Genomic DNA, 16,278 nt, shown 5'->3' with positions numbered 1-16,278 from the left:
GTTCTGGCCGGGGGGCGACCGGCAGCCGGCGGCGAGCCGGCCGTCCCTCCGAGGGGAGGGTCGCTCAATCCGGCTGGGTAGCGGCTTCGGGATAGAGATCGGGCAGCAGGAATTGCAGCGCGTCGAGCGGCAGCCCGAGCCGCACCGGACCGAGCGGTGTGTCGCTGCGCAGCAGCCCGGTCGTGAGCAGGCGCGACAGCAGCGCGCGCGCCGTGCGTTCCTTGAGTCCGGTCATCTGCGCGAACTCGCCGCGCGTGACCGGCCCGGCGGCAAACACGTAGTGCAGCGGCGCTAGCGCTTCCATGCGGATGTTCTTGTCGTGCGCGGCACGGAAGCTCAGCAGCGCCTGCATGCGCGTCTTCATCGCGTCGAGGTCGAGCAGGCGGGTCATGAAGCCGACCTGGTCCTCGCAGATGCCGAGAAAGAAATCACACCAGTCGCGCAGCGCGGCCTCGCTCAGGTTGCCGCGCCCGTCGAGATCGCCCCGGCGCGCGGCGTCGGCGGCGGCGAGATGGTCGTAGTAGTCGGCGCGGCGCCGCGCGAGCCCGCGATTGACCGACCACAGCCCGTCGCTCAGGCGCCAGAGCGCGGCATGGGTCTGGAGCCGCAGCGCGCGGCCATTGCCGTCGAGAAAGGGATGGACCCAGGCGGCGCGCTGATGCAGGCAGGCGACCGGCAGCAGCAGGCGCTCGCCGGGCGGCAGCTTGCCGAACACTTGGTCGAGTCGCGCGAGAAAGGCGGGCAGCGCGGCGGCGGCCGGCGGTACATGGCGCCCGACCTCGACCTCGCGGTTGCGCAGGGCGCCGGGTTCGATCGGCAGGCCGTCATCGGTGAGGCGGTCTTGAGGCGCGAGGCGGGAATACAGCGCGCGATGGGCGTCGATCAGGAAGGCCATGGTGGTGGGCGAGTCGCCGGCCGCGACGCGCGCTTCGAGTTCGCGCTCGGCATCGAGATGGGCCACGGCGATGCGCTGGAGCCGCGCTACGTCGGGCCGCTCGGAAAAATCGCGGGCAAGCGCGCGCTGGATGTTGAGCGGATGCGTGCCCTGCCCCTCGATGCGGTTGCTGTAGTACGAGTTCATTGCCCGCAGCAGCTCGCGCAACTCGGTACGCGTGACCGGATGGGCCATGCCAGCGAGGCGCTGGGCACGCTCGACCAGCGTCGCGCAGCGCTCGCGCAGTTCGTCGAGCTTCCGATGCTGGAAGTCCGGTTGAAGGGGTTCGAACTGCGCGGGATGCGTGAACATTTTTTGCCGACTTTACTGCCGAAATTTTGCAGTCAAAACTTGTTGATAAGGAAGAGAATTTTATTGGAATGATGAGTTTGAAGAATAATTTTCTGCCGACTCTTTAGCCGACTCTTTAGCCGACTCTTTAGCCGACTCTTTAGCCGACTCTTTAGCCGACTCTTTAGCCGACTCTTTAGCCGACTTTTTGCGTCCTGAGCGGGGACAGCCCGGTCGCCCGGGCCGCCATCGCTCAGTTCGCGTCGCTGGCCTTGTCCTCGCAGCTCAGGCACTCCCGCTCCGCCGCGCCCAGCTTTGCCAGATGGGCCGCCGCGTCGCGCAGCGCGGTGCGCAGGCCTTCCTCCACCACCGGGTGATAGAAGGGCATGTCGAGCATCTGCGCCACCGTCAGCCGCTGCTGCACCGCCCAGGCCAGCAGGTGGGCGATGTTCTCGGCGCGCGGGCCGAGCCATTCGGCGCCCAGGAAGCGGCCGTCGCGCACGTCGGCATACACATGCATGAGGCCGGCGTTCTTCAGCATCACGCGGCTGCGGCCCTGGTCGGCGAAATCCACCTCGCCGGTCACGTAGCAGCCGTCCTCCAGCTCGCCGCGGCGCTTGCCGACCATCGCGATCTGCGGCTCACTGAACACCACCGAGATCGGCGCGCGGCGCAGCCCCGCCACCACGTCCGGGAACACCGCCGCGTTGTGGCCGGCGGTCTTGCCCTCGTCGGCGGCCTCGTGCAGCAGCGGCACGATGTTGTTGACGTCGCCCGCGATGAACACCGGATGCGTGCCGCATTGCAGCGTGGCCGGGTCGAACACCGGCACGCCCTGCTTGTCGAGTTCGAGGCCGGAATGCTCCAGCCCCAGCTTGCCGAGATTGGGCCGGCGGCCGGTCGCGGCCAGCAGGTAGTCGAAGCGCTCGGTATGCGTCTCGCCGGTGGCGGCCTCGGTCCAGGTCACGACCACCTCGTCGCCCTCGCGGCGGATGTCGCTGCCCTTGATGTCGGGCGAGAACGGGAACTCGGCGCCGAAGATGCCGATCGCGCTGCGGATGACGGCCTCGTCGCTCAGCGGGCCGACCTTGCCGCCCATGCCGAACAACCGCACCTTCACGCCGAGGCGGTGCAGCGCCTGGCCCAGCTCCAGCCCGATCACGCCGGGGCCGAACACGGCCACGCGCTCGGGCAGATCGTCCCAGGCGAACACGTCGTCGTTGACGATCAGCCGGTCGCCGAGCGCGCGCCACGGCGGCGGCACGGCGGGCGCCGAGCCGGTGGCGATGACGATGCGGCCGGGCTTCACGATCGTGTCCTCGCCCACCAGCAGCTCCATCGGCGCGGTGAACTTCGCGAAGGCCTCGATGCGGTCTTCGGTCGGGATGTTGAGCACGCCCTTCACCACGAAGCCGACGAAGCGGTCGCGCTCGCGCTTGACGCGGTCCATCACCTCGCGGCCGTCGATGCGCACCGCACCGTCCACATGCACGCCGAAGGGCGCCGTGTGCCGGGCCGAATGCGCGGCCTCGGCGGCGGCGATGAGCAGCTTGGACGGCATGCAGCCGACGCGGGCGCAGGTCGTGCCGTGGGCGCCGCCCTCGATGAGCAGGGCGCTGGCGCCCGCCGCCTTGGCGGCGCGGTAGGCAGCCAGACCGGCGGTGCCGGCACCGATCACCGCAACGTCGGGTGTGAGGGTCTTCATCTCGTTATCTCCGTGGGCGGCCCGGATCGGGCGACGCCTTGCAAGGGTTTGCAGATCGTCGGGCTGAACGCTGCCGGCCGGGGCGCGGCGCGCGACTCGGGCAGGAGCGGAAGGGGGGGGCGGGCCGGGTCGCGCGCGGGCGCTGCGGATGTCCCGGGCCGGGAATCGATTGGAGGAGTTGCATGCCGGTCATGCCGGCGACGCACCCGGGCGACAGGGCGTCTGGAATTGCCGCCGATGCAGGCCGACCCACCGGAAGGCCAGGCCTGCAAAGGCTTGCATCAGGCAGGGTGACGCGGCCCGTGATGCCGCGTCACCCTGCCGTCGCCACCCCGGGCGGGGCGGCATCGCGGCATCACTTCTTGCCGGCGACGAAGGCGGTGACTTCTTCCGAACCGCCGATGAGCTTGCCGTTGATGAACACCTGCGGCGCCGTCATCTTGCCGCTCAGCGCGCCCAGCACCTTGCCGCGCACCTTGTGTTCGAGCGGGACTTCGATGAACTCGTAGCCGGCGGCCTTGAGTTCTTCCTTGGCCTTGGTGCAGAACGGACAGCCCGGCTTGGTGAACACGACGACCTGGTCGGGCGCCGTGGCTTCGGGCGCCACGTACTTGAGCATCGTGTCGGCGTCCGAGACTTCGAACGGGTCACCTTCCTTGTCCGGCTCGATGAACATCTTCTGCACCACGCCGTCCTTCACGAGCATCGAATAGCGCCAGCTGCGCTTGCCGAAGCCGAGGTCGGCCTTGTCGACCAGCATGCCCATGCCTTCGGTGAAGGTGCCGTTGCCGTCGGGGATCATGACGATGTTGGCGCTCTCCTGATCCTTGGCCCATTCGCTCATGACGAAGCCGTCATTGACCGAGATGCAGGCCACGGTATCGACGCCGTGCTTCTTGAGCGTCGCGGCGAGTTCGTTGTAGCGCGGCACGTGCGACGACGAGCAGGTGGGCGTGAAGGCACCGGGCAGCGAGAACACGACGACGGTCTTGCCGTCGAAGATCTCGGAGGTGGTGACGTCCTTCCAGGCGTTGTTCTCGCGGGTGCGGAAGGTGACGTTGGGGACGCGCTGGCCTTCGCGGCTTTCAAACGTGGGCATTGCTGACTCCTCGGAATGTTCAGTGCTGCTGGGGGTTGACCTGCGCTGCGTCGTGCAGCGATGGAGCGAAGTATCGGGATGGGCCGCCGATAGGTCTAATTCATTGTGTTAAGCGAATCGATAGTCAATTAACTATTGATCCGCTCGACTTGATAGCCCCGGTCCGGGCGCCCGCATCAGAACCCGGGATGGCTTTCGAAGGCCAGCGGAAAACCGTCGACGGGATGCGTCAGCGCAAGCCGCGACGCATGCAGCAGCAGGCGTGGCGCGGCATCGCGCGCCGGCGGTGGCGCGTAGAGCTCGTCGCCGAGGATGGGATGACCGAGCGCGAGCAGATGCACGCGCAGCTGGTGCGAGCGGCCCGTGACCGGCTCCAGTTCGACGCGGCTGCAAGCGATTGCAGCCGCGTCGGACCCGGCGTCGTTCCGGACGGCGAGCGGGGCGGCGAGGCTGGCGTGACCGTCCGCCATGTCCGCCACCGCCGTCGCGGCGAGCCGGCGCCAGCGCGTCAGCGACGGCTTGCCGTGCGTGAAGCTGACCATCTGGCGCGGCCGGTTGGGCCAGTCGCAGATGAGCGGGAGGTCGATCTCGCCGGCGTCGGCGGCGGGCCGGCCGGCCACGACCGCGACATATCGCTTGGCGGTCTCGCGGGCCTGGAACTGCCGGCTCAGTTCGCGCTGTGCCGCCGCGCCGCGCCCGAAGCAGACGATGCCGGAGGTGGCGAGGTCGAGCCGGTGCACGACGAGCGCATCGGCGAAGCGCGCCTGCACCCGCGCCGCGAGGCAGTCGGCATGGCCGGCGCCGCGCCCGGGCACGCTGAGCAGGCCGGCCGGCTTGACCACGACCACCAGCGCGTCATCGGCGTGCAGCAGGTCGAGGCCGGTATCGGGCGGCGGCGCATAGACGGGAGCGAGGGGCGGGGCGGGAGCGGACATCGGACGCGGCAGGCGGATCGGGCGGCGCGGATTATCGGCGCCGATGGCGGTGTCGGTGCGGGAACGGGCGTGCGCGCCAGTCCGGGCCGGGTCCGGCCGCCGCGCACGGCCCGGGCAGCGCCCCATCATCCGGCCCGCGACCGCCGTCCCGGCGCCCGGACGCCCTCAGTGGAACAGCTCGATCACCGTCGCCGTCGGATCGAGATCGACCAGCGGCCCCTCGTGGCGCAGCCGGTGCTGGGCGACCCAGCGCTCGAAGTCGGTGGCCGCCAGCGGCCGGCTCACGATGTAGCCCTGCACCAGATCGCAGCCCACATGGCCGAGCAGGCGCAGCGTGCGCTCGTCCTCCACGCCCTCGGCCACGACGCTCAGGCCGAGCAGATGGCCGAGGTCGATGGTCGAGCGCACCAGCATCGCGTCATGCCGGTGCGCGCACATGCCGCGCACGAAGCTCTTGTCGATCTTGAGCTCGTCGACCGGAAAGCGGCTCAGGTACGACAGCGACGACTGGCCGGTGCCGAAGTCGTCGATCGCCAGCCCGATGCCGAGGCTGCGCAGCCGCGCCAGCGTGGCCAGCGCGCGGCCCGGGTCGTTCATGGCCGCGCTCTCGGTGATTTCCAGCTTCAGCATCGCGGGCGGCACGCCGTGGCGCGCGAGAGCCGCCTCGACCTTGCCGTGCAGTGCCGGATTGTCGAGATCGACCGCCGACAGGTTCACGGCCAGCGGCAGCTCGATGTGCAGCGCGCGCATGCGCGCGATCTGGGCGCAGGCGGTGTCGAGCACCCAGGCCGTCAGCCGCTTGATGAAGCCGGTCTGCTCGGCCCAGGGAATGAAGCTGTCGGGCGGGATCAGGCCCCGCTCGGGATGGCGCCAGCGCAGCAGGCATTCGGCCGATTCGAGCTGGCCGTTGCCGATGCCGACCTTGGGCTGGAAGTGCAGCTCGAGCTGGTGCTTGTCGATCGCGACGCGCAGCTCCGACAGCAGGCTGAGCCGCACGCAGGGATCGCGCTGCACCTGGGGCGTGTAGGCGACGAGCGGGCGGTGCTTGCGCTGCGCCTCGTCGAGCGCGAGCGCGGCATGGCGCAGCAGCGTGGGCGCGTCGCGGCCGTCGACCGGCGCGGTCACGCTGGCGGCGCGCGCCGAGATGTCGACCGGCTGGCCCTCGACCGACAGCGTCACGTCGAGCGCGGCGAGCAGCGCCTCGCCCAGCGCATGCACGCGGTCGTGATTGGCGCGCGGCTGGTCGACGAGGAAGGCGAACTCGTCGGCGGCGATGCGCGCGATGGCGGCGCATTGCGGCCGCGCGGTCTCGAACAGGCGCCGCGCCACCTCGCGCAGCAGTGCGTCGGCCAGCCGCGCGCCGAGCGCGTCGTTGATGGTGCCGAAGCGGTTGAGGTTGACCAGCAGCACGCTGACGCTGCGCGCCTCGCCGTGCTGCAGCGCGTGTTCGAGCCGGCTCATGAACAGCGTGCGGTTGCCCAGGCCGGTCAGCCCGTCGCAGAAGGCGAGTTCGTTGATGCGCTGCTCGCGCTCGGCGAGGCTGGCGCGCATCGCGTTGAAGGCGGCGCCGAGCTGTTCCAGTTCGGCGCTGCTGTGGAAGGCGACCTGCTCGACCGCCTCGCCGCGCCCGACGCGCAGCGCCTTGACCGCGATGCGCCGGATCGGCCCGGCGATCGAGCGCGCCAGCGTCAGCGCCAGCGCGAGGCCGAGCGCGAGCGTGGCGATCGTCACCAGCAGCAGGTTGCGGCGCATGCCGGTGAAGCGCGCGAGGCTGTCGCCATGGGTGTGCAGCGCGATGAGCTGGAGCTGGGGTTCGGCGCGCAGGCTGGGCAGCCATTCGGCCACGCCTTCGCGGCGCGTGTCGCCCAGCGCGAAGAGGAACTGGCGTTCGCCCGGCTCGACCGGGCCGGCGACGAGCTGGGTTTCGAGCGTGACCCAGTCCGAGGGCGGCAGGCTGGCGGCGAGGAGGCGGGGCCGCCCTTCGGCGCGTGCGGCCAGCATCAGGTCGACGCCACTCAGGCTGGCGAGACTGTCCATCGCGGGCTGGTCGAGCGGCACGCCGTAGAGCACGAAGCGCGGGCCTGCGCCCACGCTCAGCGCCACCACGCGCATGGCCATGCCGTCGGGCGCGAGCGCCATCGAGCTGGCGAGCCCGGCTTGCCGGGCGTGCGTGAGCAGCGCCGGCAGGCCGGGCGCGCCGGCGAGGTCGAGTTCGTCGAGCAGCGGGTGCGTCGATTCGGTCAGCACGGTCACGCGGCGGGCGCCGAGCGGCGCGGCCAGTTCGCGCAGGTGATCGCGGTCGGGCGCGTCGGCGCGCGCGGCGGCGAGAAAGTCGCTGCTGTTGCGCAGCACGCGGAAGCCGGCGCCGAGTTCGGCACCGCTCTGCTCCAGCAGCCGTTGCGCGATGCGCATGCCGGCGTCGAGGTCGATGGCGAGCGTTTCGCGCGCGACGCTGTCCAGACCGGCGCGCACGATCAGGAAGCCCGTGACCTGGGCGATCAGCAGCATGCCCATCACGAGCAGCGTGATCTGGCGCGACAGTCGGCGTGGCAGCAGGCGGCGAAAACGCGCCCGAAGGGAATCGGAAAAGCCCATGCGGAGGAAAGCGTTCGTTGCCCCGGCAAGAGGGGGCATGAACGGTTGACGGCCGTCGGGCAGCAGGGCTTGAGCCGGCTAAGCCGGGCGGATCGGCACCTGATCGGGCGATCCGGCGCGAAGGCGGCGTGCGAGGCGACGGGTGGCGGGCGAGGCGGCGAGGCGGAACCTGCCCGGCGCGTCAGACGCCGACGCCGCCCGGCGCGCTGTCGAGCCAGGGCATGAGCGCGAGCAGATGGACGATGCAGGCCGGGCCGAGGTTGGCGAACAGGGCGTCGAGGCTGTGCGGGCCGGCCGGCTCGGCAAAGCTCAGGCTCCAGCCGTGAAATCGCCTTTCAGGCAGCGCGAGCGGTGCGCGATGGCGCACGGTGACGCTGCCGAGCGCCGGATCGGCAGCGAGCAGTCCGAGCCGCCGATCCAGCGCCTCGGCTTCGCCTTCGAGGTATTCGCAGCAGCGCCAGCCGTCGAAGATGAGCAGGCCGGTAAGCCCGGCCGCGCGGTTGCCGCGCCGCGATTCGCGCGCCAGTTGCGCGATCCGGGCCGCGATGTTGCTGTCGCCGGGTTCGCTGGTGTGGATGAGTTCGATCATGCGGGCTGTGGTTGACGCCTCGGACCCGCATGCGGGAGGGGCGGGGGGCGCTCTGCTTTCCCCTTCAGGATAGCTTCGTGCGGCACCGCACAAGTGCCGGCATCGCGCCAGCGCGGCGCCGCACGCCCGGCTTCGGGCAGGCGTCGGGCGACCGGCCGTCGAAGGCGACTTGCTGCCAGCGGGCGCCGAGACCGGTGATCTTCATGAGATCGACGGGGGCGAGGCGGTCACATCCGCCACCCGCGACACGGCCGCGGACGATGGCGCGGTCTTCTGCCTGCGGCACAATCCGGCCCCGATTTTTCCGTCGGCCACGCATGGCCGCTACCGATCGGGCAGCGGCCCGGGCCGCCCCGCAATCCGCAGGAGCAAAGCGAATGTCTGGCGATCATTTCCATGTGCATGGACCGCATGACCACGAGATCGAGCATGCCGCCGCGCATGGCGACAAGGATCCGTTCGCGAGCCGGGTGGCGGTGACGACGGCGGTGCTGGCCACGGTGGGCGCGCTGTTCGCCTACGAGGGCGGCGCGACCCAGGCGGCATCGTCGCTGGCCAAGAACGATGCGGCCATCAAGAAGACCGAGGCGGCCGACCGCTGGGCCTTCTACCAGTCGAAGAGCGGCAAGCAGAACCTGGCCGAGCTGGGCATGGGCCTGCTCGGCGCCCAGTCGCAGAACGAGGCGGTGGTGGCCGAGATCGCGCGGCTCAAGGCCGAGGCCGAGCGCTACAAGAGCGAGAAGGAAGGCATCAAGAAGGAGGCCGAGGCACTCGAGCACGAGTCGGCCGAGTTCGATCACGAGTCGGAGCGGCAGCTGCATGTGCATCACCGCTGGGCCCAGGCCACGACGGCGATGCAGGTGGCGATCGCGCTGTCGGCGATTGCGCTGCTGACGCGGCGCAAGTGGCTTCAGCTGGGGGTGTACGGGCTGGGAGCGGCGGGATTGGCGCTGGGGCTGGCGGCGGCGGCGCTGCACGTCTGACGGCAGCGCCCGGCGTGGCGCTGCGGCCACGCCGTTACGGTTAAGTCTTGCGGCGCGAGGCGGCGGTCAGCCGCGCCGCACGGCCGCGTCGGCCGCCGCGAGCCGGCTCTTGGCCAGCGGCGGATTCTTGGCGAAATAGCGCCGGATGCCGGACACGATGGCGTCGGCCAGCTTGTCCTGATAGGCGTCGTCGTTCAGGCGGCGCTCTTCCTCGGGGTTCGAGATGAAGGCGGTCTCGACCAGGATGGACGGGATGTCGGGCGCCTTGAGCACCGCGAAGCTGGCCTGCTCCACATCGCCCTTGTGCAGCTTGTTGATCTTGCCGATGTGCTCGAGCACGGCGCGGCCGAGCTTGAGGCTGTCGTTGATCTGGGCGGTGGTCGACAGGTCGAGCAGCACGCTGGCGAGCTGGCGGTCGCGCGCGGCGACGTTGACGCCGCCGATCAGGTCGGCGTCGTTTTCCTTCTGCGCAATCCACTTGGCGGCGGCCGACGAGGCGCCGCTTTCGCTGAGCGCGAACACGCTGGAGCCGCGCGCGTCGCGGTTGATGAAGGCGTCGGCGTGGATGCTGACGAACAGGTCGGCCTGCACGCGGCGCGCCTTCTGCACGCGCACGTTGAGCGGCACGAAGTAGTCGTCGTCGCGGGTCATGAAGACGCGCACATTGGCCTCGGCATCGAGCTTGCGGCGCAGGCGCTGGGCGATTTCGAGCACCACGTTCTTTTCGTAGCTGCCGCTGGCGCCGGTCGCGCCCGGGTCTTCGCCGCCGTGGCCGGGGTCGAGCGCAATGGTGACGAGCCGCGCCACCGACGGGCGCGGATCGGCCAGCGCCGGCGCGGGCGGGCGGTTGGCGGCCGACGGCGGCGTGGCCGGCGCGTGGGCGCCGCGTGCGGCATCGGCCGGATTGGCGGCGGGTGGCGTCTGCGTTACGCGGCCGCCGGTCTCGGGATCGATGCGGGTGATCCAGTCGCCATTGCCGGGCTCGTTGGCACGCGCGAGCGGCGCCGGGCCGGCGGGCGGCTCGGGCAGCGGCGAGCTGGCGGCGGCGCGCGCCGGCTGCTGCGGGTCGGTGGCGGGCGGCGCGTCGCCGCCTTGCGCCAGCTGCATCAGCGGATCGCTCGGCTCGGCCGGATACAGGTCGAAGATGAGTCGATGCCGGAACTGCGCCACCGGCTCCACGGAAAACACCTGCGGCCGCACGCGCTGCTTGAGGTCGAGCACCAGGCGCACCACGCGCGGCCGGTTCTGGCCCACGCGCACCGCGCGGATGTAGGGATCGTTGGGCGTGATCTTGGAGACCAGGTCGCGCAGCGTGGCGTTGAGATCGAGGCCTTCGACGTCGACCACCAGCCGGTCGGGGTTGTCGACCATGAAATGGCTGAAGCGGATCTCGTTGTCGTGTTCGAGCGTGACGCGGGTGTAGTCGGCCGCCGGCCAGACGCGCACGGCGGCGATCTGCGCGGCGCGTGCGGCCTGCGGCGCCGCCAGCGGCAGCAGCAAGGCGGCACCGCCGGCGCGCAGCACGCGGCGACGATCGAAGAGGCGGTTCATGTCGCCCGTGGGCTTGCCAGCGCGTTCAGACATTCGCGCCCCCGTTCGCTGTAGGCATCGAGCCGCGCGAGGCGGCCGTCATCGGCGTAATCGAGATGCAGGGCCAGATCGGGCGCCGGCAGCAGCGCGCCGGCGTTCTCGGGCCATTCGACGGCACAGACCGCATCGGCGGCGAAGTATTCGCGCAAGCCAGCATCGAGCCAGTCCTCATCACGGTTAAACCGATAAAAATCAAAGTGGTAGAACGCAATTCTCGAATCGTTCTCGGTTGTGCGCAAGTTCGGTTCAAGGCTGTAACCCTCGACGATGGCGTAGGTCGGGCTCTTGACTGGCCCCGCATGACCGAGCGCCCGCAGCACGGCGCGCACAAAGCTCGTCTTGCCGGCGCCGAGGTCGCCGTGCAGTTGCAGATGCAGCGGCGCGCGCAGCACGGCGGCAAGGCGCGCGCCGAGCGCATCGGTGGCGGCGGCATCGGGCAGGCTGACCGCGAGCGTCGCGAGAGGTGAATTCATACTCGGGCCTCGATCGGTTCAAAGGATGAAAAAGCGCCGCCGTGGGCGCATGGCAACAGCCATGTTGCGCGCGCCGGGCAGACGAGTTGGCGATGAGTGAAGACCGTTCAGAAACCGGCGCCGGCGCGCCCGAAGCTGCCGCGCCGGCACCGCCCGGCACTGCCGCGCTCGCGGCGCTTGCCGAGCGCATCCGCGCCGAGGCCGCCGCGCTGGGCTTTGCCGCCTGCGGCATCGCTTCGGCAGAGGTGCCGGCCGAGGCCATCGACGGCCTGGCGCGCTGGCTGGCGGCCGGGCGCCACGGCGCGATGGATTATATGGAGCGGCATGCGGCGCTCCGGGCCGATCCGCGCGGGCTGCTGGCGCAGGCGCTGCGCATCATCAGCGTGCGCATGGACTATCTGCCCGCCGCCGCGCCGGCCGACTGGCGCGCGCGCGAGGAGGCCGCGAGCGCCGATCCGCAGCGCGCGCTGGTGTCGGTCTATGCGCGCGGCCGCGACTATCACAAGGTGCTGCGCAATCGCTTGCAGAAGCTGTCCGAGCGCATCGACGCGCTGGCGGCCGAGGCCGGCTGGCCGCATTTCAGTCGCGCCTGCACCGATTCGGCGCCGGTGCTGGAAGTGGAATTCGCGCGCGCGGCCGGCATCGGCTGGCGCGGCAAGCACACGCTGCTGCTCGACCGCGACGGCGGCTCGATGTTCTTTCTGGGCGAGCTGCTCACCAGCCTGCCGCTGCCGGTCGATGCGCCGGTGGCGCCGCATTGCGGCAGTTGCAGCGCCTGCATCGACGCCTGCCCGACCGCCGCCATCGTCGCGCCCTACGAGCTGGATGCGCGCCGCTGCATCAGCTATCTGACCATCGAGCATCCGGGGCCGATTCCGGTCGAGCTGCGGCCGGCGCTGGGCAACCGCATCTACGGCTGCGACGACTGCCAGCGCGTCTGCCCGTGGAACAAGTTCGCGCGCCGCGCCAGCCTGCCCGACTTCGATGCGCGCGCCGGGCTCGACGGCGCCGGGCTGCTCGCGCTGTGGCGCTGGGACGAGGCGGAGTTTCTGCGTCGCACCGAGGGCAGCGCGATCCGGCGCATCGGGCATGAGCGCTGGCGGCGGAACCTGGCGGTGGCGCTGGGGAATGCGCTGGCGGCGGTGACCGGCGCGCAGCCGGCGGCGGCGCGCGCAGGAGCGGCGGCGGATGCGGGCGGAATCGCGCCGGTCGCGGCCGGCTCGACCATGCCCGCCGATGCCGATGCCGATGCCGATGCCGCCGCCGCCGCCGCCGCCGCCGCCGCCATCGTCGCGGCGCTGACCGCCGAGCGCGCGACCGCCTCGGCGCTGCTGCGCGAGCACATCGACTGGGCGCTGGCCCAGGGCGGCCCGAACGCCTAGTCGCGCCGCTGCGGCAGCCGGTCGAACAGCTGCTGCAACTTGTGCGGCTCGATCGGCTTGGCCAGAAAGCCGTCCATGCCGGCGGCCAGACAGCTGGCGCGCATGCGCTCCGAGTCGTCGACCGTGACCGCGATGATGGTCAGGCCCACATGGCGCGGATCGGCGCGCAGCCGGCGCGCGAGTTCGGGGCCGTCGATGTCGGGCATGTCGCAATCGGTCAGCACCAGATCCACGTCGAGCCGGTCGAGCAGCGCCAGCGCCTCGGCGCCATCGCCGGCGCTGCTCACCTCGAAACCCATGCGCGTCAGCGTGTCGACGGTGATGAACTGGGTGATGCGGTTGTCCTCCACCAGCAGTACGCGGCGCAGTCCGGCCACGCGCGGCTCGGGCGCGGCGGGCTCGCTGCGCGGCTGCGGCAGGGTGGCGATTTCCGACACTTCGGCGACCGGCAGTTCCACGTCGAAGCGGATCAGCAGATCGCTCTTGCCCAGGCTGATGTCGAGCCGGCCGTTCATCAGCGTGGCCAGCCGGCGCGCATTGGACAGCGCCAGCCCCTTGGCGCCGAGGCCGGGCGGCAGCGGTTCGAGCGTGGGCAGCAGGGTGAGCACGGCGGCATGGTCGGGATGGACCACGGCGGCGCTGCGCATGTCGATGCGCAGCGCCAGCCGCTTGGGTGCGACGACGGTCTCGGTCAGCTCGACCGCCACGCCGCGCGCATCGGCCTGGGCCAGCGCCGAATCGAGCAGCTGGCCGAGCAGCTGGGCCAGCCGGTCGCGGTCGGCCAGCACGCACTGGTTGCCGAAGGCGGTGATGTCGAGTCGCGGCAGCGCGCCCGACGGGCCGGCGCTGGCGCGGCGCCGGTCGACCAGTTCATGCATCAGCACCGGCACATCGACCGGCGCGGCGGCCAGCTTGAGCCGGCCGTCCTGCAGCAGCATGCGGTCGGCCAGCGTCGACAGCGTGCCGTCGATCAGCCGGGCCGAGCGGCGCAGGCTGTCGGCCAGGCGCTGGCCGGCGCTGCCGGCGGCGTCCTGCGCCAGGGTGTCGGTGGCGCGCGCCAGCATCATGGCCGGACCGTGCAGCTCGGTGACCAGGGCGTCGAGCAGCTCGCCCTCGGTGCGCGCGAGGCTGAGCGCGCGTTCGCGGTCGGCGGCTTCGCGCGCGAGGCGCTGGCGCAGTTCGGCCAGTTCGCGCGCCAGCCGGCGCCGCGTGAGCCAGAGGCGCAGCGCCAGTGCGGCCAGCAGCGCCGCCGCAAGGCTGGCGCCGATCAGTGCGAGGAAAAGCTTGGGTGGCATGGGGATGACGGGGCTTCGGCGGGCCCGGCAACCGGAGGTGGCCGGCGGGCGCGCGCAGTGTGCCCTAGGTGCGAGGCTTCAAGAGCTTGTTTGCCGACAGCTCCGCGCATGGGCCCACTCGTGCAGCGCCGAGCGCAGCCGCTTCCCGGTGACGCCGAGCGCGGCGCAGTGGCGCACCGCCTTGGCTTTGCCCGAGTTTCCGGGTGTCGATGTGCAGCAAATCGCCCGGCGTGCCGGGCGATCCGGCGCTGCGTCATCCGGCTCAAGTCGGCGCGCGCAGTCGTCGAGGAATTCGGTGCTGCGGAAGCTGAGGACGTATTCGGCGTTGGCACCTTCACCGCGCCGGAAGACCGTGCCGCTGAAGCCGGTGTTGGTGGAGTGCTGGGCAAGGACGTCCCATTCGTCCAGGAACTGCGTTGCCTGGACGGAGGTAAATCGGCTGGCACGCTCATTCCCTCTGGTTAGTGCTTCTTCCAGCTCGGTTCCGGTGGCGGGGTCTTTGCCTATCGTCAGAAATGCTTCAGCCGCCATCTGGAGATTGGCATATCCAAGTAGCTCGGCCACGGTTGGAGTAGTCATGGTTAGCGCTTTCTGAAATCACTGATTAGGGCCGGGGCCTGAGAATTCGTTGGACGAATGTGCTTGTCTGCCGGAGCTGAAAACCGCGTGTGAATGCAGGGCATGAGTAATAGGCGGCCTCGAACCAGGGCGATTGCGGCCCGATATAGCGGTCTTGGCCGGGATCGACCATGTAGCCGATGCGCTCGGCGATGACCTCACCGGTCTGGAGATCGACGACCTTGAGGGAGCTGCCGGCGATCCAGAGCAGTCGGTCTTCGTGGGTGGAGATGTCGTCCCGGGTGAGGCCGTAGCGCGGCGCGGGATCGGGCGCGGGTCGGCGGGTCATCACAAACTCGTAGCGGTTCAGATCGACCCCGGGATTGCGGCGCAGCTCGTCCTGGATCTTCGGATCGTTGAGGTTTGGCGTCTTGATGGCCTTGTACCTGCCGGTATAGCGGTAGCGCACGCCATTGGACGAGTCAATCGCATCGACGTAGCGGTAGCCGGGGCGGCGCGAGCGCGTGACGACGTAATCCTGGATCGAGCCAATCTCCTCGTCGCCGATGCGCAGCAGTCCTTCGATATAGCCGTCGCCGCTGATGTCGGCCCCGTAGGGGTCGTCGAGGATGAACTGCCCGCCGCGGTTGAGGGCGTCGACCGGCTTCTTGAGCACGAAGATGCCGTCGACATCCTCGACGGTGCGGTGGATGAAGACGCCGGCCTTCTTGCAGTGCTCCTGCCAGCGGGCGACGGCGGCCTTGCTCTGGTTGCGGGCCTGGTACTGCTCGATCATGCCGGTGACGCAGCCGGACAAAAGCGCGGCGGCGACGCCGGCCGCGAGTGCGCTGGAACAGGCATTGCGCATGCGGGTTCTCCGTGGGGATGGGGTGCGGTGCGGGCCCGTCATGGCGCGGGCCTCAGCACCTGTTCGACAAAGACCTGGGTCTGGCCGGCCTGGGCGGGCGGACCCTCGAAGCGCAGGCCATCGCCCGGGATGCGGGTGAAGCCCGGACAGGCGTAGTCGGTGGCGCTGTGCCAGGGCGCGTCGCTGCGGTACATCCTGGCCATGTAGCCGATGCGCTCCGCGATCACCTCGCCGGTCTGGAGGTCCACCACCTTGAGCGAGCTGCCCGCGATCCAGAGCTGGCGCTCCTCGCGCGTGGAGATGTCCTCCCAGGTCACGCCGTAGCGCGGCGCGGGGCCGGGCGCCGGCTCGCGGCGCAGATGGAACTCGGCGCGTGGAAGCTCCGTGCGCACGGGCCTGCCCCCCACGCCGACCTTCATGAGCCAGGGCAGGTCGGTCGGCACGATCGCTGCCGCCGGCAACGGCCCCAGCTCGCCCGAATAGCGGTAGCGGCGACCATCGGCCGGATCGACCATCTCGACGTAGCGGTAGCCCGCGCGCGGCGGGATGCCCGGGAGGGCCGGCGACGGCGGCAGCGCACTGCGGCGCGCGCTGCGCAGGAACATCGCGATGTACTCGTCGCCGCCGACATCGTTGCCGTAGGGATCGTCGAGATCGAACTGGCGGTCGAGATTGGGCCGCGCCGGGCGCGGCTTCATGAGCAGCACGCCCTCGACGTTGTCCACCGTGCGGTGAATGAAGACGCCGGCCCGGGCGCATCGCTGCTGCCAGGGCTTCCATGCCTCGGGCTCGTACCGCACCGGCGGCCCCGCGCAGGCGGTGAGGAGGACGGGGAGGGCGAGGGCGCCGAGGCGCAGGGCGCGGGGAGTGTTCATTGGGCGGGTGCGTGTGCGGCGGCTCAGCGGGATGGCTTGAGCACCTGTTGAACGAATCTGCTGGCGAAGCAGAGCGTCATGGGTGGGCTCCGTCGGAAGGATCGGG

At 70.6% G+C, this 16,278-nt stretch carries 14 protein-coding genes; 2 read left to right on the top strand and 12 right to left on the bottom strand.

Translation table 11 applies throughout. From position 1 onward, the window contains the following. Nucleotides 1–64: 64 nt before the first annotated feature. The 6 genes from B9P64_RS02975 to B9P64_RS02950 form a co-directional block, all read right to left on the bottom strand. Nucleotides 65–1,246 carry a Fic family protein gene (locus B9P64_RS02975; RefSeq protein WP_028310474.1) on the bottom strand — a complete coding sequence of 394 codons (1,182 nt, stop codon included), beginning with the start codon at nucleotides 1,244–1,246 and terminating at the stop codon, nucleotides 65–67. A 232-nt stretch (nucleotides 1,247–1,478) separates the two neighbouring features. Continuing rightward, complete coding sequence (locus B9P64_RS02970) at nucleotides 1,479–2,930, bottom strand: dihydrolipoyl dehydrogenase (protein WP_028310473.1); 1,452 nt, start codon at nucleotides 2,928–2,930, stop codon at nucleotides 1,479–1,481. A 355-nt stretch (nucleotides 2,931–3,285) separates the two neighbouring features. After that, entirely contained in the window at nucleotides 3,286–4,029 is a 744-nt protein-coding gene (locus tag B9P64_RS02965) for a glutathione peroxidase (protein ID WP_028310472.1), read from the bottom strand. A gap of 176 nt (nucleotides 4,030–4,205) precedes the next feature. Continuing rightward, a complete protein-coding gene (locus B9P64_RS02960) occupies nucleotides 4,206–4,964 on the bottom strand; it encodes a pseudouridine synthase (protein WP_028310471.1) in 759 nt (252 codons plus the stop codon). Between the two features lie 165 nt (nucleotides 4,965–5,129). Continuing rightward, on the bottom strand, nucleotides 5,130–7,559 hold the full coding sequence (locus B9P64_RS02955) for a putative bifunctional diguanylate cyclase/phosphodiesterase (protein ID WP_051378000.1): 2,430 nt from the start codon (nucleotides 7,557–7,559) through the stop codon (nucleotides 5,130–5,132). Between the two features lie 181 nt (nucleotides 7,560–7,740). Then, entirely contained in the window at nucleotides 7,741–8,148 is a 408-nt protein-coding gene (locus tag B9P64_RS02950; protein WP_051377998.1) for a BLUF domain-containing protein, read from the bottom strand. 377 nt (nucleotides 8,149–8,525) lie between these two features. Here B9P64_RS02950 and B9P64_RS02945 point away from each other — a divergent pair, with 377 nt between their 5' ends. Beyond that, nucleotides 8,526–9,131, top strand: coding sequence for a DUF4337 domain-containing protein (locus B9P64_RS02945; protein WP_085314778.1), 606 nt, complete (start codon nucleotides 8,526–8,528; stop codon nucleotides 9,129–9,131). 66 nt (nucleotides 9,132–9,197) lie between these two features. Here the strand turns inward: B9P64_RS02945 and B9P64_RS02940 are convergent, their stop codons facing one another. Together B9P64_RS02940 and tsaE are read right to left on the bottom strand one after the other, a co-directional pair. After that, nucleotides 9,198–10,682: an N-acetylmuramoyl-L-alanine amidase gene (locus B9P64_RS02940; protein ID WP_235839878.1), complete on the bottom strand. Its 1,485-nt coding sequence runs from the start codon at nucleotides 10,680–10,682 to the stop codon at nucleotides 9,198–9,200. Continuing rightward, a complete protein-coding gene (tsaE, locus tag B9P64_RS02935; protein ID WP_085315087.1) occupies nucleotides 10,679–11,194 on the bottom strand; it encodes a tRNA (adenosine(37)-N6)-threonylcarbamoyltransferase complex ATPase subunit type 1 TsaE in 516 nt (171 codons plus the stop codon). Before tsaE ends, B9P64_RS02940 begins: the two co-directional genes overlap by 4 nt. Before the next feature lie 92 nt (nucleotides 11,195–11,286). Here tsaE and queG point away from each other — a divergent pair, with 92 nt between their 5' ends. After that, complete coding sequence (gene queG / locus B9P64_RS02930; protein WP_085314776.1) at nucleotides 11,287–12,576, top strand: tRNA epoxyqueuosine(34) reductase QueG; 1,290 nt, start codon at nucleotides 11,287–11,289, stop codon at nucleotides 12,574–12,576. Here queG and B9P64_RS02925 read toward each other — a convergent pair. The 4 genes from B9P64_RS02925 to B9P64_RS02915 form a co-directional block, all read right to left on the bottom strand. Beyond that, entirely contained in the window at nucleotides 12,573–13,871 is a 1,299-nt protein-coding gene (locus B9P64_RS02925; protein ID WP_085314775.1) for a response regulator, read from the bottom strand. The genes queG and B9P64_RS02925 overlap by 4 nt on opposite strands. Nucleotides 13,872–13,949: 78 nt before the next feature. Beyond that, a complete protein-coding gene (locus B9P64_RS23490; RefSeq protein WP_139826113.1) occupies nucleotides 13,950–14,450 on the bottom strand; it encodes a hypothetical protein in 501 nt (166 codons plus the stop codon). Between the two features lie 25 nt (nucleotides 14,451–14,475). Further along, on the bottom strand, nucleotides 14,476–15,297 hold the full coding sequence (locus tag B9P64_RS02920) for a hypothetical protein (RefSeq protein ID WP_085314774.1): 822 nt from the start codon (nucleotides 15,295–15,297) through the stop codon (nucleotides 14,476–14,478). Nucleotides 15,298–15,335: 38 nt separating this feature from the next. Beyond that, complete coding sequence (locus tag B9P64_RS02915) at nucleotides 15,336–16,172, bottom strand: hypothetical protein (RefSeq protein WP_139826112.1); 837 nt, start codon at nucleotides 16,170–16,172, stop codon at nucleotides 15,336–15,338. Between the last annotated feature and the right edge of the window lie 106 nt (nucleotides 16,173–16,278).

The organism is Derxia lacustris (genome assembly GCF_002105195.1).
Lineage (GTDB): Bacteria > Pseudomonadota > Gammaproteobacteria > Burkholderiales > Burkholderiaceae_E > Derxia > Derxia lacustris.
This window is presented reverse-complemented; position numbering and strand designations above follow the sequence as displayed.